Genomic DNA, 18,615 nt, shown 5'->3' with positions numbered 1-18,615 from the left:
TCGCTCGAATGGTCGCATCTCGGCCGGATTCACGACCAATCAGGTGATTCGAAACGGGTCAGATGACGCCCTGGGCGAGCATCGCCGCGGCGACCCGCTCGAAGCCGGCGATGTTGGCGCCCGCGACGTAGTCGCCGGGGACGCCGTGGCGCTCGGCGGCCTCGAAGGCGGCGCGGTGGATGTCGCCCATGATCTCGCGGAGCTTGTTCTCGCTGTCGCCGAAGCTCCAGCGCTGCCGCGAGGCGTTCTGGCTCATCTCCAGCGCCGAGGTCGCGACGCCGCCGGCGTTCGCCGCCTTGCCCGGGGCGAACAGCACGCCGGCCTTCTGGAACGCCTCGACCGCCTCGGGGACGCACGGCATGTTGGCGCCTTCGGAGACGGCCCGCACGCCGTTCGCGATCAGGGCCTCCGCATCGGCGAGGCTGACCTCGTTCTGCGTGGCGGAGGGCACCGCGATGTCGACGGGCACCTCCCACACGCTGCCGCTCTCCACGAAGCGGGAGCTCGGGCGGCGGTTCGCGTACTCGACGATGCGGGCGCGCTCGACCTCCTTGAGCTGACGCAGCAGGTCGAGGTCGATGCCGGCGTCGTCGACGACGTAGCCGGAGGAGTCGGACGCGGTCACCGCGGTCGCGCCGAGCTGGGCAGCCTTCTGGATCGCGTAGATCGCGACGTTGCCCGAGCCCGAGATACCGACGCGCTTGCCTTCGAGGGAGTCGCCGTGCACGCCGAGCATCTCCTGTGCGAAGAACACGGCGCCGTAACCGGTGGCCTCCGTCCGCACCTCGGCGCCGCCCCACCCGGTGCCCTTGCCCGTGAACATGCCGGACTCGTGACGGTTGGTGACCTTGCGGTACTGGCCGAAGAGGTAGCCGATCTCGCGGCCGCCGACGCCGATGTCGCCCGCGGGGACGTCGGTGTGCTCGCCGAGGTGCCGGTAGAGCTCGTTCATGAACGACTGGCAGAACCGCATGACCTCGGCGTCGGACTTGCCGTGCGGGTCGAAGTCGGAGCCGCCCTTGCCACCGCCGATGCCCTGACCGGTGAGTGCGTTCTTGAAGATCTGCTCGAAGCCGAGGAACTTGATGATCGACAGGTTGACCGACGGGTGGAACCGCAGGCCGCCCTTGTAAGGACCGAGCACGGAGGAGAACTGGATGCGGTAGCCGCGGTTGACTTGCAGCTTCCCGGCGTCGTCGACCCACGGCACGCGGAACATGATCTGCCGCTCCGGCTCGACCAGGCGCTCCAGGATGCCGCCGTCCACGTACTCCGGGCGCTGCTCCAGCACCGGAGCGATGGAGTGCAGCACCTCGTGGACGGCCTGGTGGAACTCCGGCTCGTGCGGACTGCGCGCCAGGACCGTGTCGAAGACGGGCTGTACGGAGTCGGCGAGCGGGTGGAAGTCGGTGGGGGCGGTGACGGTCACGCGGGAGGGCTTTCTGATGGGGGATGGGGTGCGGGCGATCGTGTCGCACGCGAAAGCAGAGCCGGGTGAGGCGGAGGTTTCACTCTAGCGTCGGCGACGAGGGCCTCCGCGCACGCGGCGGAGCGGCCGGGGTCACCCGGTGTTCTGCAGGCCGGCGGCGACCCCGCTGACGGACAGGAGGAGCAGCCGCTGCTGTTCGGCGTCGGCCCCCGAGCCCTCCGGCTGCTCCGGCGCCGAGCGGAGCGCGCGCAGCGCTCGCAGCTGCAGGAGCGAGAGGGCGTCGACGTAGGGGCTGCGCAGCTGCACGGCCCGCTGCAGCACCGGCTTGTTCTTCAGCAGGTCCTCGCCACCGGTGAGCCGGATGACCCAGCGGCGGGTGAGCGCGAGCTCGTCGAGCACCAGGGTGGCGAGATCGTCGCGGTCGCCGAGGGCGAGGTACTGCCGGGCGATGCGCTCGTCGGTCTTGGCGAGGCTCATCGCGACGTTGTCGACCATCGTGCGCAGCAGCGGCCATTCCCGGTAGGCCTCCGCGAGCAGCTCCTCGTCGCCGACGGCCTCGAGCGCGGTGCCGAGTCCGAACCAGCCCGCGAGGTTGATGCGGGCCTGCGTCCACGCGAACACCCACGGGATCGCCCGGAGATCCTCCAGCGACTCCACCGAGAGGCCGCGGCGGGCCGGCCGCGAGCCGAGCGCGAGCAGACCGATCTCCTCCATCGGGGTCACGGTCGCGAACCAGGGGGCGAAGCCGTCGGCCTTGACGAGCGCGAAGAAGCGTTCGCGGGAGGCGGCGTCCATGGTCGCGGCGACGTCGGCGTAGCGGGCGGCCGCGCGGCTCGTGCGTTCCTCGACCGTGGGGGACGAGGCGAGCAGCGTCGCTGCGGCGACCTGGTCGATGTGCCGCATCGCGATCGCGGGCTCGCCGTAGCGCGCGAAGATGACCTCGCCCTGCTCGGTGAGCTTGAACCGGCCGTCGACGGAGTGCGGGGGCTGCGCGAGGATCGCCGAGTTCGCAGGGCCGCCACCGCGACCGAGCGCACCGCCGCGGCCGTGGAAGAGGGTCAGTTCGATGCCGGACTCCTGCGCCCAGCGGGCGATCTTCTCCTGCGCCGTGTACAGCGCGAGGTTCGCGGCGACGGGCCCGACGTCCTTGGAGGAGTCGGAGTAGCCGAGCATGACCTCCAGCCGGTTGCCGGTCGCGGCCATCCGCTCGCGGAACTCGGGGAAGGTGACGGCCTCGGCGAGGATCTCCGGGGCGGCCTGGAGGTCGGCGAAGGTCTCGAACAGCGGCACGACGTCGAGCACCGGGGCGTCGTCGCCGAGCGCGTGGCGGGCGAGGCGGTGCACGTTCGCGAGGTCGGAGGCCGCCTGCGTGAAGGAGACGACGTAGCGGCCCGCGGCGCGGAGACCCCGGTCGCGCTGGATGTCCGCGATCGCGCGGAACACCTCCAGCACCTCCTCCGTCTGCGTGCTGATCGCCCCGCCGGCCTCCAACTCGGCCAGGGCCTTCGCGTGCACCTGGGAGTGCTGGCGCACTTCGAGTTCCGTGAGGTGGAAGCCGTAGGTCTCGACCTGCCAGATCAGGTGCTGCACGCCCCCGAAGGCGTGGCGGCGGGCTCCGGCCGCGACGAGGGACGACTGCACCGCGCGGAGCTCTGCGAGCAGTTCCTCCGGACCCGCGTAGCCCTCGTCGTCTCCGCGGCGTGTGGCCGCCACGCGGCGGGCCATGACGAGGACGACACGGCGGTGCGGCTCGTCGGGCGAGCGGGCCGCCAGCTCGTCGGCGACCGCCGGTTCTGCGGCGGCGAAACGCTCCCAGAGCGCGGTGACCTCGGTGCTGGGCGGGGTGTCGTCGGCGGCGAGCGTGAGGGTGCGGCCGATCCGGTCGAGCGCCCGCTCGAGGCCGCGGAGCACATGGTCGGAGGCGATCTGCGACGCCTCGCGGGTCACAGCGGCGGTGACGAACGGGTTGCCGTCGCGGTCACCGCCGACCCAGGAGCCGATCCGCACGAACGCCGGGACGACCGGGGTGCTGGCGCCGGACTCCTCGCCGCGGAGGGCGTCGTCGATCCGGCGGTAGACGTGGGGGACCGTGGTGAACAGCGTCTCGTCGAAGACGCCCATGACCGTCCGTACCTCGTCGGTCGGGGAGGGCTTCTGCGCGCGCAGCGGCGCCGTGCGCCACAGGGTGTCGATCTCTTCGAGCATGCGGCGGCGGGCGCGGTGCTCCTCGGAGCCGCCGGCGCTCGCCGCGTCGTGCTGGGTGAGCAGCTCGGACAGGCGGCGGATGCTCGAGGAGACCGCACGCCGACGAGCCTCGGTCGGGTGTGCGGTGAAGACAGGGTGGAAGCGCAGGCCGTCGAGCCGGCGGCGGGCCTCATCGTCGCCGACCTCCTCGCGCAGCCGTGCGTACGCTCCGGCGACCGTGTCCGTCGCCTGGGCGCGTGAGCCTGTCGAAGGGGCCTGTCCCGCCCGCTCCCGGAGCACGCGGACGCGCTGGTGCTCCTCGGCGAGGTTGACGAGATGGAAGTAGCAGGTGAACGCACGGGCGACCTCATCGGCGCGGGCGATCGTGAAGGACTCGGCGATCGCCGCGGCGCGCTCGAACGCGTCGGAGCTGTGGTCCTCGTAGGCCTGGATCGTCGCGAGGCGCAGCCGTTCGACGTCCTCGAACAGGTCGTCGCCACCGGCCTCGCGGAGCACCTGGCCGAGGAGCTGGCCCAGCATCCGCACGTCGGAGCGCATGGCATCGGGGATGCCGCGACCGGCTTCGAAACGACCGATCACGCGGATGGCCTCGGTGGGCGTCGGCTCGGAGAAAGCGGGGGAATCGGAGGTCACCCTCCGAGAGTAGCCGGGTGGATCGGGGTGTCCCGCACGCATGACGACCGTGTGACATCCCGGCCTACGATGGACGGGATGCGCATCACAGCGAACCCCCTCCGCGGGCAGCAGTTCCCCGCCGTCCTCCTGCTCGTGGCCGCCGGCCTCGGACTCCTCTTCGCGAACCTGCCCACACACGACGCGATCGCCGGGCTGCTGGAGACGCATCTCGCGGTCCCGGGGACGGCGCTGGACCTCTCGATCGCGCACTGGGTGTCGGACGGACTGCTCGCGATCTTCTTCCTCGTCGTGGCGATCGAGCTGCGGCACGAGCTCACCCACGGCGAGCTCGACTCCCCGCGGAAGGCCGTGCAGCCGGCTATCGCGGCCACCGGCGGCGTGCTCGTGCCGATCCTCGTGTACCTGCTGATCGCGGGAGGGCCGGAGACGGCGTCCGGCTGGCCGATCCCGACCGCCACCGACATCGCCTTCGCGCTCGGCGTGCTGGCGATGTTCGGCCGCGGACTCCCGTCCCGGGTGCGGGTGTTCCTGCTGGCCCTCGCGATCCTCGACGACATCATCGGCATCATCTTCATCGCGGTGCTCTTCGCGCATGACGTGCAGTGGCTCCTGTTCGGGCTCGCGATCGTCGGGGTGGCGGCGTTCTGGCTGCTGAGCCGCCTGCTGCACGCCACCGGACACACGCTCGTCGCGGTCGCGATGGCCGTCGTCGGCGTCGTCACGTGGGGCCTCGTCGCCTCGTCCGGCATCCACGCGACCATCGCCGGCGTGATGCTCGGCCTCGTCATGGCGCCGGTACCCGCCGGACGCACCCGGCATGCGCTGGAGCCGACCGTGAACGGCGCGATCCTGCCGCTCTTCGCCTTCGTGGCGGCCTTCGTCGTCATCCCCGCCGTCTCGCCGACGGCCCTCTCCCCGGCCTTCTGGGCGATCGTCGTGGCGCTGCCGGTGGGGAAGATCATCGGCATCTCGCTGTTCGGCTGGCTCGCCATGCGCATCCGTCCGAAGGGGGCCGACCCGGCGCTGCCCTTCGCGGACATCCTCGCCGCCGGCGCCCTCGGCGGCATCGGGTTCACCGTCTCGCTCCTGCTCGCGAATCTCGCGTTCGAGGGCGACGCGGTCATCCGCGACCAGGCGATCCTCGGCGTCCTCGTGGGTTCGCTGCTCGCGCTGATCCTCTCCGGCATCGTCGTCACCCTGCGTGCCCGGTGGTACCGTCGCGCTGCGCCCATCCCCGCCTGAGCCGGAGTCCGGAGGAAACATGACCAGCGAGCAGCGAGGCCCCGAGGACGTCGAGGATCCGCTGCGCGCGGCTGCGGAGACCATGCGCACGGTGCGGGAGCGGTGCGTGTGGTCGCAGCGCATCACGCACCGTGATCTCGTGCCGTACCTCATCGAGGAGTCGCACGAGGTGATCGACGCGGTCGAGGACGGCTCGCGCGCCGATCTCCGCGAGGAGCTGGGCGATCTGCTGTGGCAGGTGCTGTTCCACGCCGCCATCGCGGCGCAGGATCCCGACGACCCGTTCGACATCGACGATGTGGCCCGCACGCTCACCGAGAAGATGGTGCGGCGGCACCCGCACGTGTTCGGCGACGAGGTCGCGGAGACGCCGGAGGAGGTGCTCGTGCACTGGAACGCCGCCAAAGCGGCGGAGAAGCGCACCCGCCGCAGCGTGCTCGACGGGATCCCGCGCGCGATGCCGGCCCTCGCCCGCGCCCAGAAGATGTCGGGCCGTGCCGCCGACGTCGGCGTGGTCCCGGCGCACCCCTCCGTGACGAGTCCGTCCTCGGAGGAGGAGCTCGGCGACGCTCTCCTCGCGCTCGTGACGACCGCGCGGGCCGAGGGCTGGGACGCGGAGCGCGCGCTCCGGGAACGGCTGACGCGCCTGGAGGACGAGGTCCGCGCCGCCGAGGCCGGCTGACGCGACGCGGACACCGCCGCCGACCTGGGAAGATGGACGGGTGGCTACCGTGAACGCGCCGCGCGGCATGCGCGACTTCCTCCCCGCCGACAAGGCCCGCCGTGAGCGGGTACTCTCCGTCATCCGCGACCGCTATCGCGCGCACGGATTCGATGAGATCGAGACCCCCGTGGTCGAGGAGTACGACCGCCTGCATGCCGGTATCGGCGGCGACAACGAGAAGCTGTCGTTCAACATCCTGCGCCGCGGCCTGGATGCGGAGGCCATCCGCGCCGCCGCCGACGACCCCGCCGAGCTCTCCGATCTCGGCCTGCGCTACGACCTGACGGTGCCGCTCGCCCGCTTCTACGCGAGCAACCGCGGGCAGCTCCCCGGTGTCTTCCGGTCCATCCAGATCGGGCCCGTGTGGCGGGCGGAGCGCCCGCAGAAGGGGCGCTACCGCCAGTTCGTGCAGTGCGACATCGACATCATCGGCGATGCGTCGGCGCGCGCGGAGGCCGAGCTCCTGGCGGCCTCGCTCGACGCCGTCGACGCGCTGGGCCTGGAGGGCGCGAGCGTGCGGATCAACGACCGCCGCGTCCTGGAGTGGATGCTGGAGCACTTCGGGTTCACCGAGGACGAGCGCCCGCAGGTGCTGATCACGATCGACAAGCTCGACAAGATCGGGCCCGAGGGTGTGGCCGCCGAGCTCCGCGAGCGCGGGGCCACGACGACCGCCGTCGACGCTTTCCAGGCCTTCCTCGGTCGCCCGCAGACGCTGGAGTACCATCCGTTCGGCGACCGCCAGATCCGCAAGGCGCTCCCGGACGGTGCCCCGGACGAGCTCGTCGCGCATCTCGTGGGCATCGGCGGGGCGGTCGCGGCCGGCCGTGCGGAAGACGACATCCCCCTCGTCTTCGATCCGTTCCTCGTCCGCGGCATGGGCTACTACACGGGGACCATCTTCGAGCTCGCGCACCCCTCGGTGACGTACTCGCTCGGCGGCGGCGGCCGGTACGACGGCATGATCGGCCGATTCCTGCAGCAGGAGGTGCCCGCGGTGGGGTTCTCCCTCGGGTTCGAGCGGTTGGTCGACCTCGTCTCGCCGGATCCGGCGACCGCGGGGCAGGCCATCGTGCTCGTCCACGACGCCGCCGTCCCGGTGGCGGAGCTCGTGGCGCACAAGACGTCTCTCGTCGCCAAGGGGGCCCGGGTGCGGCTCGAACAGCGGACGAAGAACCTCAAGGCGCTGCTGGAGCGCTCCGCGGCGGACGGCTACACCCACTTCGCGAGCGTGCGCCCCGGGGATGACGAGCTCGAGGTCAAGACGCTCGCCTGAGTCGCCTCCTCGGACGAGGCGTTCACCGGGCGTTCACGAGGTTCGGTTCGAATCGGGGCGTGCGCCGCCTTCGCCTCCTGACCGCCGTCATGCTCACGGCGGTCCTCGCCGCCGTCGGGGCCCGCGCCGTCCTCGACCGCCAGGCGGCGGTCGCCCGGCGGCGGATCGGAAAGCCGCTCGGGGAGCAGTCCCTGAATGCGGATCGGGTCTGGCGGCGCCGCCTGGACGGCGAGCCGCTCGACCTTCTGCTGTTGGGCGACTCCCTCGCGGCCGGGTTGGGCGCGGTACGACGGAAGGAGACTCTCGGGGCCCGGCTTGCGAAGGCTACCGCTCGCCGACTGCAGCGGCCGGTGCGACTGCGCACCGCCGCCGTCGTGGGATCGGAGTCGCCGGATCTGCCAGGGCAGCTCGATGGTCTCCCCGAGGGCTACCGGGCCGACGTCGCCGTGATCGTCGTGGGTGGCAACGACGTCACGCATCGCCTTCCAACGGCGGAATCGGCGCGGCATCTCCGCGACGCCGTCCTTCGATTGCGCGCGACGGGTGCCCGGGTCGTCGTCGGCACGTGCCCGGACCTCGGCGCCCTGCGCGCCGTGCCGCAGCCGCTGCGCCGCATCGCCTCCGCCCTGTCCCGTCGCCTCGCCGAGGTGCAGGCGGAGACGGCGGGGCGCGCAGGTGCGGAGACCGTGGACTTGCGGCGCGCCGTCGGGCCGATGTTCTTCGACGAACCGGAGGAGATGTTCAGCCTCGACCGCTTCCATCCGAGCGCCCTCGGGTACCGCCGCACCGCAGAGGCGCTGCTGCCGGCCGTCGAGAGCGCGGCTCTGGCCGCGCTCAGCTCTCGGCGCTCTTCGGTGCCGCACTGAACGACGCGGCCCACGCAGCCACCCGCTCGGCGCTCTCCTCGTCGGACAGGTCCTCCACGCGGGTCATGATCGACCACCGCACGCCGAACGGGTCGCGGATGCTCGCGTAGCGGTCGCCGGAGACGAACAGCGACGGCGCCTCGCGGACGGTCGCCCCGGCCGACACGGCGCGGTCGACCACGGCGTCCACGTCGGGGACGTAGAGGCCCATCGAGTAGCAGTCGTCGTCGCCGGAGGGAGCGGGCACGAGGTGATACTCGGGGTGGGGCTCGCCGAGTTGCAGCCGGCCGAGTCCGAAGTCGAGGTCAGCGTGCGCGACGGTGCCGTCGAACTCCGTCACGTCGACCACGCGGGCGCCGAAGACGTCCCGGTAGAAGTCGATGGCTCGAGCGGCGTCGGGAAGCGCGAGGAAGGGGGTGAGCGAGGTCGCGCTGTGGGGGCGGCCGGCGGTCGTGTGCGCTCCGGTCACGCCTGTCGAAGGGGTCTGGTCGGTCATGTCGCCACGGTAGGTCGAGCGCGGGGACCGGCGCTTGAAGATGCGCGACACGTCGCCGACGCCGCGTCGGTGGTGCGCTCTACCATGGGCCCATGGTGGACCGGACGCGCGGAGTGCTCTATCCCGCGCGGCTGCCCTCGTTCCATCGGGTGCCCCCGCCCGCAGAGGCCGCCGCGCTCGTCGCCTGGTTCTGGATCCCGGAGTGGAGCCTTCCCGAGGACGAGGTGTCACGGCAGGAGGTCGTCGCGTATCCGGCCGTCAACCTCGTCGTCGCCCCCGAGGGCGTGTCGATCTCGGGCGCCACGACCCGCGCGTCGACCAGGGAGCTGCGGGGGTCGGGGTGGGCTGTCGGCGCTCTGCTCCGTCCCGCCGCAGTGGCCCCGCTCACCGACGACGCAGCGGGGCTCGTCGACGCGGAGCGGTCGGTCGACGCCCCCGATCTGCACGCGGCGGTGACGACGGCGATGCGGACCGCGCCCGAACGCCGGGAGCGCGCCGTCGCGGTCTTCTCCGCGTGGCTGTCGCAGCGCGTCGGCCCGGTTGGCGCGGCAGGGCGGCAGGCCAACGCGATGCTCGACGTGCTGCTGGGGGAGGGGGCGGCGCTGACGACCGAGGAAGCGGCGGCGCGGCTCGCGCTCTCGGTGCGCACGCTGCAGCGGCTCACGCATCGCACCGTCGGTCTCTCGCCGGGCGCGATCATCCGCCGTCGCCGTCTGCAGGAGGCGGCGCAGCGTCTTCGCGAGGATCCGGCGACCGACCTGGCGTCGTTGGCCGCCATGCTGGGGTATGCCGACCACGCGCACCTGACGCGCGACTTCGCGACCGTCCTCGGTCTCCCTCCGCGCGACTACCGCGCGCGGGTCGCGGATTGACTCTGCTCAGCGCCGCTGTACCCGCAGGCGCAGCAGTCGTCCCGCGACCCCGAGCAGCACCACCCCTGCCCCGATGAGGGACGCGAGGACGGGGAGAGTGCTCACCAGGACGAGGCAGCCGAGAGCCCCGACCACCTGCAGAGCGCGAGGATAGCGCCGCGCCGCGCCGCGCTGGCGGAAGGCGGCGGCGTTCGCGACGAGGTAGTACAGCAGCACGCCGAAAGAGGAGAACCCGATCGCCTCGCGAAGGTCCGCGATGAGCACGATCAGGGTCACGATCGCGGCGATGGCGATCTCGGCACGTCGCGGCACGTGATGCCGGTCGTCGACGCGGGCGAGGAAGCGTGGCAGATCGCCTTCCCTGGCCATGGCGAGCGTCGTGCGGCCGATGCCGGTGAGGAGGGCCAGCAGCGCGCCGAGGGAAGCAGCGGCCGCGGCGATCCGCACGATGGGGGCGAACGAGGACCAGCCCGCGGCGGCGAGGACGTCGGCCAGGGGCGCGGCGGACCCGCGCGCATCGCCGCCGAGGACGACGAGCACCACACCGGCGACGAGCGCGTAGACGACCACGGCGCCGCCGAGGGCGAGCACGATGGCGCGCGGGATCGTGCGCGCGGGATCGATGACCTCTTCGCCCATGGTGGCGATCCGGGCGTAGCCGGCGAAGGCGAAGAACAGCAGTCCGGCACCTTGCAGCACGCCGTACACGGTCGCGTCCGGGAGCGACGAGGGCGTCGCCGTCGGAGCCGCGCCGATGCCGACCGCCACGACGAGGGCGAGCCCGAGGAGCGAGCAGACCACGAGGACGCGGGTCGCCAGCGCCGTCCGCGTGACCCCCAGGCAGTTCACGATCGCGAGGGCGGCGACGGCGAGCACCGCGACCGGCGTCTGCCACCCCGCCGGAGCGGCGTAGGCGGCGAAGGTCATCGCCATGGCGGCGCAGCTCGCGATCTTGCCGATCACGAAGCTCCACCCGGCGACGAAGCCCCACCACGGTCCGATCTCCGCACGCGCATACGCGTAGGTGCCGCCGGCGACCGGATGCACCGCGGCGAGCTGTGCCGATGCGGTGGCGTTGGCGTAGGCGACGAGGGCGGCGATCGCGAGCGCGACGAGGATCCCGCCGCCCGCGGCGCCGATGGCCGGACCCCAGACCGCGAACACCCCCGCGCCGATCATGGATCCGAGGCCGATCGCGACGGCGTCCGGCAGCGTCAGGCGGCGAGCGAGGGGCATCCGGTCATCGTCCCATGCCGGGGTGAACGGCGGGTGACGCGTCAGCCCCGTGCGGCGGTGACGCGCTTCTTCTCGCGGATGTAGACCTCGCGGCGCACCTTGGCCACGACGTCCCCGTCGCGATCGGTGATGACCGTCTCGAACCACTCGAGCACTTTCCCCCCGCCGTGAGCGCGCTGCCGCAGCTCCTCCGCCTTCTCCCGCGTCACCTCGAACTCCGCCGTCAGCACGCCGCGGCCCGGCTTGAGGAACTCGATCTCGCCGCGCGTGTCCCACACGACGTAGTCCCGCCCGAGCTGGTGCATCACGAGCATGAAGAAGTAGGGGTCGGTCATGGCCGACATGGATCCGCCGAACGCCGTCTTCACGTAGTTGCGGGTGAGGAGGTTTACGTGCAGCTCGACGGTCGCCTTGGTCCAGTCGGCACTGAACCGACGGACGCGGATCCCGCTGCACAGGTTCGGGATCCAGAGGCTCATGCCGAGGGCGAGACGACGGGGCGTGATGCGCATGAGGCCAGTGTGGAGGATGGGGACGGATCCGACGAAGAGCTCTAGAGGGTTGGTACAGTTGTTCTAGTTCACATAGAATAAGTAGGGAAGGGAGGCGCCATGCTCATCCGCGTCGATGTCGACAGCCCGCGCGCGCTCTACGACCAGGTGGCTGCCTCCGTGCGCGCTGACATCCTCTCCGGCGCCCTCGCCCCGGGCGACCGACTGCCGGCTGCCCGCGACGTGGCGGTGGCGCTCGACATCAATCAGCACACGGTGCTGCACGCCTACCAGCGCCTCCGAGACGAGGGCCTCGTCGACCTCCGGCGAGGGAGGGGCGCCGTGATCGCCGCCTCGGCCGCGCCCCTCGCCGAGTTGGCGCAAGAGATCGACGGTCTGATCCGTCGCGCGGCCGCCCTCGGGGTGTCCGCCGAAACCCTGGCAGGCATCGTCCGCACGCACCGCGCCGAAGTCAGGCCGCCCACCCCCGCCACGACCTTCGAGGAGGCTTCCCATGACGACGCCTGACCCCACCCGGACCCCGCAAGCCCCTCTCCGCCGGGCGCGACGCGCCTTCGTCCTCGTCGCTCTCGTCCTTCCCGTCCTCATCGTCGCCGTCTCCGCTCTCGTGCTGGGGAGTTGGCTCCCCTCCTTCCGCGCCGACGTGACCATCCACTGGGGGATCGAGGGGGCGGACGGCTTCGGACCCGCGTCGACGTACCTGTGGCTGCTCCTCGGGATCGGCCTCGGCATCCCCATCCTCCTGACGGTCACGACCCTCGTCGCGGTCGGCGCGCACTGGGGGAGCACCGCCCGGTTCCTCGGGGCGGTCTCGGCGGGGATGTCGGCCTTCGCCGGCGTGATCTGTCTGGGCTCGCTCGCGATCCAGCGAGACCTCGCGCCCTCCGCCGACGTTCCTGGCATCGCGGGGGTGATGGGACTGGCCTTCGCCGCTCTGATCGCGGTCGGCGCTCTGGCCTGGTTCGTGCAGCCGCGGGTCCGCTCGATCGCCGGCGCTCCGCTCGAACCGCGGCATGACGTGCCGGTCGCCGACCGAGAGCGCGTCGTCTGGGTCGGCTCCACGACCATGCCGACCGGCGCCCTCGTCTTCCTCGTCCTCGTGCTGCTCGGCCTCGTGGCGCTCGCCGCGGGAATGGCCGTCGCGGGAATCCCGCTGGCCTGGGTCTCGGGCCTGGTGGCGCTCGTCGTCGGGCTCGCGGTGGCGGCGACCACCTCGTTCCGCGTGCGCGTCACACCGGACGGGATCGATGCCCGTGCGGTGATCGGCTGGCCGCGAAAGACAATCCCCGTGGCGGAGATCGTGTCGGCCAGGGCGGTGCACATCTCGCCCTTCGGGGAATTCGGCGGCTGGGGGTGGCGTCTCGCCCCGGACGGCCGCAGCGGGATCGTGATGCGCCAGGGGCCGGCGATCGAGGTGCACCGCCGCGACCACGGCCCGTTCGTCATCACGATCGATGGGGCGGAGGAGGCAGCGGCGCTCCTGCAGGCGTATGTGGATCGGTCCGCCGGGCAGACGCCCTCCGAAGGGACCGGGAGGGCGGCGCGATGACCGTCACCACGACGACGCTGCCGCGCGTGCCCCGGCGTGCCATCCTCATCTTCACGCTCACGGCCTGTGGACTCGCGGCTCTCGTCTGCCTGCCGCTCTGGCTGGGCGGCGGCCTCGCCGAGCCGTTCGCCGGGGCGCTCCTGCCGGTCATGATGTTCACTCCGGCGGCTGCGGTGCTCGTCGTGATGCTCACCACGGGCGTGCCGGAGAAGGGTGAGCGCGCGCGCTTCCTCGGGATGTGGCCCCTGCGCCCCGCGAAGCGCGTCGTCGGCCTCCTCGTCGCCGCCTGGCTCGTGCCCCCGCTGCTCGTCGCGCTCGGCGTGCTCCTCGCCGCCGTGTTCGGGTGGGTGCAGCTCGACCTGTCCTTCGCCGCGTTCTCGGATCAGCTCGCGCAAGCCCTCCCGCCCGGGGCGCCGCTGCCTCTGGTCGGCGTGGTGGTCGTCGCGCAGTTCGCGGCGATCCCGGTCGGCGCGCTCGTCAACAGCGTGCTCGCGTTCGGGGAGGAGCTCGGCTGGCGCGGCTGGCTGCTCCCGGCGCTGCGCCCGCTCGGCACCTGGCCGGCGCTCCTGCTCAGCGGGGCGATCTGGGGACTGTGGCACAGCCCCGTCATCCTCCTCGGCTACAACTTCGGCCGCACGGACGTCACCGGCGTGCTGTACATGATCGGCGGCTGCATCGCGTGGGGAGTGTTGTTCGGCTGGCTGCGGCTGCGGTCCGGCTCGCTGTGGCCGGCGGTGGTGGCGCATGGGGCGCTCAACGCCGCCGCGGGTATGGTCCTGATCGTCGCCGCCACGCAGCCCGACCTCGCCCTGGCCGGACCGCTCGGTGTGGCCGGGTGGATCGTCGCGGGGGGCGTGGCGCTCGTCCTCGCGCTCACCGGGCAGTTCCGCCGGCAGCCTGAGCTCGCACCACCGCGTACCCCGCCGGCGTCCCCGGCGCTTGACGCCCGACCGGGCCCGGGGGTTGGCTGAGGGGATGGATTCCACTCCCGCCGCCTGGGCCCGCGCCGACACCTTCCTCGCTGACACGCTCGTCGGTCCGGACTCCGCGCTGGAGGCGGCGCTGGAGGCGCAGCGCGCGGCGGGCCTGCCCGAGATCGAGGTCGCCCCGGTCGCCGGGAAGCTGCTGAATCTCCTCGTGCGGATGAGCGGCGCGCGCCGCGTGCTGGAGATCGGCACGCTCGGCGGCTACTCGACGATCTGGATGGCGCGCGCCGTCGGTCCGGACGGACAGGTCGTGACCATCGAGGCGGAGGCCGACAACGCCGCCGTCGCCCGCGCGAGCATCGACGCGGCCGGGATGGGAGACCGGGTCGACATCCGGATCGGCCGCGGAGCCGACGTGCTCCCCACTCTCGGCGGAGGGTTCGATCTCGTCTTCATCGACGCCGACAAGGAGTCCAACACCGTGTACCTGGACTGGGCTGCGAAGCTCGGTCACCCCGGCACGGTGGTCGTGCTCGACAACATCGGCCGCGACGGGGAGATCGTCCGCGACGACTCCACGGACTCCAAGGTCAACGGCACCCGCGCGGGGTTGCGGATGCTGGGAGAGGACCCGCGGTTCGACGCCACCGCGCTGCAGACCGTCGGCGTCAAAGGATGGGACGGCATCGCGCTCGCCCTCGTCGTCTGACTCCGGCGGCTCGTCCCGGCTCGTCTCCGGGAGCCGTCGGAGCGCGGGGATAGACTGGGCGCGGATCGACGACGCTCCACACACCCTTCCATCCTGAGCAAGGAGCACATCAGTGGCACTGATCGAGGCTGTAGGCGCACGCGAGATTCTCGACTCGCGCGGAAACCCGACCGTCGAGGTGGAGGTGCTCCTCGACGACGGCATCGTGCAGCGCGCGGCCGTCCCCTCTGGTGCCTCGACCGGCGCCTTCGAGGCGTATGAGCTGCGGGACGGCGACAAGAGCCGTTACTCGGGCAAGGGCGTGCTCAAGGCCGTCGAAGCCGTCATCGACGAGCTCGGCCCGGCCATCGAGGGCGTGGAGGCGAGTGAACAGCGCATCGTCGACGAGATCCTCATCGAGGTCGACGGCACCGACAACAAGAAGCGTGTCGGCGCCAACGCCATCCTCGGCGTGAGCCTCGCAGTGGCCAAGGCCGCCGCCGACTCCGCCGACCTCCCGCTGTTCCGCTACCTCGGCGGCCCGAACGCGCACGTGCTGCCGGTTCCGCTCTTCAACGTCATCAACGGCGGCGAGCACGCGGACAACGGCATCGACATGCAGGAGTTCTTCCTCGCACCGATCGGTGCGGAGACCTACTCCGAGTCTCTCCGCTGGGGCGTCGAGACCTACCACGTCCTGCGTGCCGAGCTGAAGGCCGCGGGCTACGCGACCGGCCTCGGCGACGAGGGCGGCTTCGCGCCCGACCTGCCCAGCAACCGCGAAGGCCTCGACTTCCTCGTCAAGGCGATCGAGAAGGCGGGCTTCACCCCCGGCACCGACATCGCGCTCGGCCTCGACGTCGCCGCCACCGAGTTCTTCTCGGACGGCGTGTACCGCCTCGACAACAAGGACTGGGACGCCGAGGCGCTCACCGAGTACTACGTCGGACTCGTCAACGACTTCCCGATCGTCACGATCGAGGATGCGCTCGCCGAGGATGACTGGGACAACTGGAAGCACCTCACCGAGGCCCTGGGTTCCAAGGTGCAGCTGGTCGGCGACGACCTCTTCGTCACGAACCCGCAGCGTCTGGCCGATGGCATCACGCGCGGCGTCGCGAACTCGCTCCTCGTGAAGGTGAACCAGATCGGCACGCTGACCGAGACCTTCGACGCCGTCAGCCTCGCGCAGCGCTCGGGTTACACCGCCATGCTGTCGCACCGCTCCGGCGAGACCGAGGACACGACGATCGCCGACCTCGTGGTCGCTACGAACGCCGGTCAGATCAAGGCGGGCGCCCCGGCGCGCAGCGAGCGCGTCGCGAAGTACAACCAGCTGCTGCGCATCGAGGAAGAGCTGGGCGACGCCGCGGTCTTCGCCGGCCGGTTGGCCTTCCCGCGCTACCAGGGCTGAGCGCCCCGACAGCGACGCCGCATCCGCGGCACGACCGCACCGCCCGGACGGCGGCAGAGACGAAGGAGGAGCCGTGGCACGACGACCGGCTCCTCCTTCGTCGTCGTCCGGGACGGGTGCGTCCCGTCCGGCACCGTCGGGGACGCGGCGACCGCCGCGGGGCACCGCGACGTCCGCTCCTCGCGTGGACGTGCGCGAGTGGGCCTCCGGCATGCGGCTGTCCGCCTTCTCCGTGATCATGCTGTCCCTCGTGGTGCTCGGCGCCTGGGTGCTCGTGCCCACACTCGGGACCTTCATCGACCAGCGGCAGAAGATCGCGGCGCTGGAGCAGTCCGTGCAGGTGAGCGAGGACGAGATCGCGGCCCTGACGGCGGAGCGCGAGCGCTGGGACGACCCCGCGTACATCACGACGCAGGCCCGTGAGCGGCTGTATTACGTCAAGCCGGGGGAGGTCGTGTACCTCATCGACAACGACCTCGACCCCTCCGCCCTCCCGCGCGAGCAGGAGCCGGTGAGCGACACCCTCGAGGAGAAGCCGGCGGACTGGATGCCGCAGCTCCTGCGCACCCTCGTCTCCGCGGGGCTGAGCGACACCGCCGCCACCGCCGACTGAACGCACGCTCCGAGCAGGCTCCCGGACGGCTCCCGTACGCTGGAGTGGTGACCACCCCGCCGTTTCCCGCGCCCACTTCCGCCGAGCTCGCCGTCGTCTCGGCCCAGCTCGGACGACCCGCTCGCGGTGTCGTCGGCATCGCGGCGCGCTGCCGTTGCGGCAACCCGACCGTGGTCGCGACCACGCCGCGCCTGCCGGACGGCACGCCGTTCCCCACGTTCTACTACCTCACGCACCCGGCGGCGACGGCCGCCATGTCGACGCTCGAGGCGAACCAGGTCATGCCCGAACTCGCGGCGCTGCTCACGGACGACGAGACGGTGGCCACGGCGTACCAGGCGGCGCACGAGGCGTACCTGGCCGATCGCGCGCAGTTCGGCGAGGTGCCGGAGATCGACGGGATCTCGGCCGGCGGCATGCCCACGCGCGTCAAGTGCCTGCACGCGCTCGTCGGACACGCCCTCGCCGCTGGTCCCGGTGTGAACCCGATCGGCGACGCTGCCCTGGCCCGCAGCGCGTGGTCGCCCGAGGTGTGCCGCTGCGAGGAGCCCGGCGCCGCCCTCCGCGACGATCAGGCACGCTCGGCATGACGCGGCGGCGGGTGCTGCGCGGCGCCGTCGCCCTCGTGGCGGTGGCGGCATCCGTCCTGCTTCTCGGCGCCACGGCCACGCCGACCCCCACGCCCACACCGCCGCCGGTGGCCGACGACCCCGCCGACCCCGTCCGCGCCGCGGAGTACTGGTTGGACGGCGCCGGCATCCGCGACGCCTGGCAGACGACCCGCGGGGACGGCGTCACCATCGCCGTGATCGACACGGGCATCGGCAAGGTGCCGCAGGTCTTCGACGATGCCGTCGTCGGGGGGACGGACGTGTCCGGAGCCGGGACACCCGACGGGCGGACGCCGCTGGGAGCCGTGGACGGCAACCACGGGTCCTGGGTGGCGTCGCTTGCGGCCGGACGTGGCAAGCCGGACGGAACCGGGATGATCGGCGTGGCGCCGGAGGCCGACCTGCTGTCGATCTCCGTGGGCTTCGGCGCCGCGGCCGCCGTGCCGTTCACCGAGCAGGTGGCCAAAGGTATCCGCTGGGCCGTGGACAACGGCGCCGACATCATCAACCTGTCCTTCACGACGAACACGCTGGACTGGGACCAGAGCTGGGACGATGCCTTCCTCTATGCGTTCGAGCATGACGTGGTGGTCGTCGTCGCGGCCGGCAACCGGGGGAGCGGGACGAACATCATCGGCGCTCCCGCCACGATCCCCGGCGTGCTCACGGTCGGCGGCGTCGATCAGACCGGGACCGCGAGCGTCGAGGCCTCGACCCAGGGCATCACGATCGGCATCTCGGCGCCGAGCGAGGGCCTGCTCGGAGTCTCCGCGGACGGCGAGGTCGTCTCCTGGAGCGGGACCAGCGGGGCCGCTCCCATCGTGGCCGGGGTCGCGGCGCTGATCCGCTCCGCGCACCCCGACATCTCGGCGAACGATGTCATCAACCGCATCATCAAGACCGCGATGCCCGTCGCCGACGCCCAGAAGCCGCGGGACCCCCTCTACGGCTTCGGTCTCATCGACGCGAAGGCGGCGATCTCGGCGAACCTGCCCTCCGTGAGCGAGAATCCCATGGGTGACCTGTCCGAATGGGTGCGGCTGTTCCGCCGCGCGGACAGCGAGCCCACCCCGGAGCCGTCCCTGGCTCCGGTCGAGGTGCCGCCACTGCCGGACGCCGATGCTCCCAGCGAGCCCGGTTCACCGCTGCTTCCCAGCGCCGATTCCCTGCGCTACGGTACCCTGCCGCTCGTCGCGCTCACGGTCCCTGGTATCCTGATAGCGCTTGGCGTCACCGCAGCTGCCCGGCGCATCCGATCGGCGCGCGTTCCCGTACGCCACAATCCCGACTCCGAGGAGTAGTTCTTCTGTGCCTCAGAAC

Annotated in this window: 18 protein-coding genes; 13 read left to right on the top strand and 5 right to left on the bottom strand. The window is 72.0% G+C overall.

Annotation, left to right across the window (positions count from 1 at the left end; translation table 11 throughout):
• Window positions 1–58: 58 nt before the first annotated feature.
• Window positions 59–1,429, bottom strand: coding sequence for an NADP-specific glutamate dehydrogenase (gene gdhA, locus CYL12_RS07420; RefSeq protein ID WP_101846864.1), 1,371 nt, complete (start codon window positions 1,427–1,429; stop codon window positions 59–61).
• 132 nt (window positions 1,430–1,561) lie between these two features.
• Window positions 1,562–4,171, bottom strand: coding sequence for a phosphoenolpyruvate carboxylase (locus CYL12_RS07415; RefSeq protein WP_233486888.1), 2,610 nt, complete (start codon window positions 4,169–4,171; stop codon window positions 1,562–1,564).
• A 174-nt stretch (window positions 4,172–4,345) separates the two neighbouring features.
• Here CYL12_RS07415 and nhaA point away from each other — a divergent pair, with 174 nt between their 5' ends.
• The 4 genes from nhaA (at window position 4,346) to CYL12_RS07395 (ending at window position 8,378) form a co-directional block, all read left to right on the top strand.
• Window positions 4,346–5,512, top strand: coding sequence for a Na+/H+ antiporter NhaA (gene nhaA, locus CYL12_RS07410; protein ID WP_101846860.1), 1,167 nt, complete (start codon window positions 4,346–4,348; stop codon window positions 5,510–5,512).
• A gap of 19 nt (window positions 5,513–5,531) precedes the next feature.
• Window positions 5,532–6,194, top strand: a complete 663-nt coding sequence (locus tag CYL12_RS07405) for a MazG family protein (protein WP_101846857.1) — start codon at window positions 5,532–5,534, stop codon at window positions 6,192–6,194.
• A 67-nt stretch (window positions 6,195–6,261) separates the two neighbouring features.
• On the top strand, window positions 6,262–7,512 hold the full coding sequence (gene hisS / locus CYL12_RS07400; RefSeq protein ID WP_233486887.1) for a histidine--tRNA ligase: 1,251 nt from the start codon (window positions 6,262–6,264) through the stop codon (window positions 7,510–7,512).
• A 59-nt stretch (window positions 7,513–7,571) separates the two neighbouring features.
• Window positions 7,572–8,378: an SGNH/GDSL hydrolase family protein gene (locus tag CYL12_RS07395; RefSeq protein ID WP_353615397.1), complete on the top strand. Its 807-nt coding sequence runs from the start codon at window positions 7,572–7,574 to the stop codon at window positions 8,376–8,378.
• Here CYL12_RS07395 and CYL12_RS07390 read toward each other — a convergent pair.
• Entirely contained in the window at window positions 8,347–8,874 is a 528-nt protein-coding gene (locus tag CYL12_RS07390; RefSeq protein WP_101848714.1) for a VOC family protein, read from the bottom strand. The genes CYL12_RS07395 and CYL12_RS07390 overlap by 32 nt on opposite strands.
• 92 nt (window positions 8,875–8,966) lie before the next feature.
• Between CYL12_RS07390 and CYL12_RS07385 the strand changes: the two genes are divergently transcribed.
• A complete protein-coding gene (locus tag CYL12_RS07385; RefSeq protein ID WP_101846853.1) occupies window positions 8,967–9,746 on the top strand; it encodes a helix-turn-helix domain-containing protein in 780 nt (259 codons plus the stop codon).
• A 6-nt stretch (window positions 9,747–9,752) separates the two neighbouring features.
• Here CYL12_RS07385 and CYL12_RS07380 read toward each other — a convergent pair whose 3' ends face one another.
• Together CYL12_RS07380 and CYL12_RS07375 are read right to left on the bottom strand one after the other, a co-directional pair.
• The gene (locus CYL12_RS07380) at window positions 9,753–10,982 is read right to left on the bottom strand and encodes an APC family permease (protein WP_101846851.1); all 1,230 of its coding nucleotides are present in this window, start codon (window positions 10,980–10,982) and stop codon (window positions 9,753–9,755) included.
• A gap of 41 nt (window positions 10,983–11,023) precedes the next feature.
• Complete coding sequence (locus CYL12_RS07375) at window positions 11,024–11,494, bottom strand: PaaI family thioesterase (protein ID WP_101846849.1); 471 nt, start codon at window positions 11,492–11,494, stop codon at window positions 11,024–11,026.
• 99 nt (window positions 11,495–11,593) lie between these two features.
• Here CYL12_RS07375 and CYL12_RS07370 point away from each other — a divergent pair, with 99 nt between their 5' ends.
• The 8 genes from CYL12_RS07370 (at window position 11,594) to CYL12_RS07335 (ending at window position 18,596) form a co-directional block, all read left to right on the top strand.
• A complete protein-coding gene (locus CYL12_RS07370; RefSeq protein WP_101846847.1) occupies window positions 11,594–12,001 on the top strand; it encodes a GntR family transcriptional regulator in 408 nt (135 codons plus the stop codon).
• Window positions 11,988–13,043: a hypothetical protein gene (locus CYL12_RS07365; RefSeq protein WP_101846845.1), complete on the top strand. Its 1,056-nt coding sequence runs from the start codon at window positions 11,988–11,990 to the stop codon at window positions 13,041–13,043. Before CYL12_RS07370 ends, CYL12_RS07365 begins: the two co-directional genes overlap by 14 nt.
• The gene (locus tag CYL12_RS07360) at window positions 13,040–14,014 is read left to right on the top strand and encodes a CPBP family intramembrane glutamic endopeptidase (protein ID WP_101846843.1); all 975 of its coding nucleotides are present in this window, start codon (window positions 13,040–13,042) and stop codon (window positions 14,012–14,014) included. Before CYL12_RS07365 ends, CYL12_RS07360 begins: the two co-directional genes overlap by 4 nt.
• Before the next feature lie 4 nt (window positions 14,015–14,018).
• Complete coding sequence (locus CYL12_RS07355) at window positions 14,019–14,678, top strand: O-methyltransferase (protein WP_101846841.1); 660 nt, start codon at window positions 14,019–14,021, stop codon at window positions 14,676–14,678.
• 112 nt (window positions 14,679–14,790) lie between these two features.
• Window positions 14,791–16,071, top strand: a complete 1,281-nt coding sequence (eno, locus tag CYL12_RS07350) for a phosphopyruvate hydratase (protein WP_101846839.1) — start codon at window positions 14,791–14,793, stop codon at window positions 16,069–16,071.
• Between the two features lie 184 nt (window positions 16,072–16,255).
• On the top strand, window positions 16,256–16,684 hold the full coding sequence (locus CYL12_RS07345) for an FtsB family cell division protein (RefSeq protein ID WP_233486856.1): 429 nt from the start codon (window positions 16,256–16,258) through the stop codon (window positions 16,682–16,684).
• Window positions 16,685–16,731: 47 nt separating this feature from the next.
• Window positions 16,732–17,274, top strand: coding sequence for a DUF501 domain-containing protein (locus CYL12_RS07340; RefSeq protein ID WP_101846837.1), 543 nt, complete (start codon window positions 16,732–16,734; stop codon window positions 17,272–17,274).
• Complete coding sequence (locus CYL12_RS07335) at window positions 17,271–18,596, top strand: S8 family serine peptidase (protein ID WP_101846835.1); 1,326 nt, start codon at window positions 17,271–17,273, stop codon at window positions 18,594–18,596. Before CYL12_RS07340 ends, CYL12_RS07335 begins: the two co-directional genes overlap by 4 nt.
• Window positions 18,597–18,615 lie beyond the last annotated feature (19 nt).

It is taken from the genome of Zhihengliuella sp. ISTPL4 (genome assembly GCF_002848265.1).
In the GTDB taxonomy this organism is placed as follows: domain Bacteria; phylum Actinomycetota; class Actinomycetes; order Actinomycetales; family Microbacteriaceae; genus Microbacterium.
This window is presented reverse-complemented; position numbering and strand designations above follow the sequence as displayed.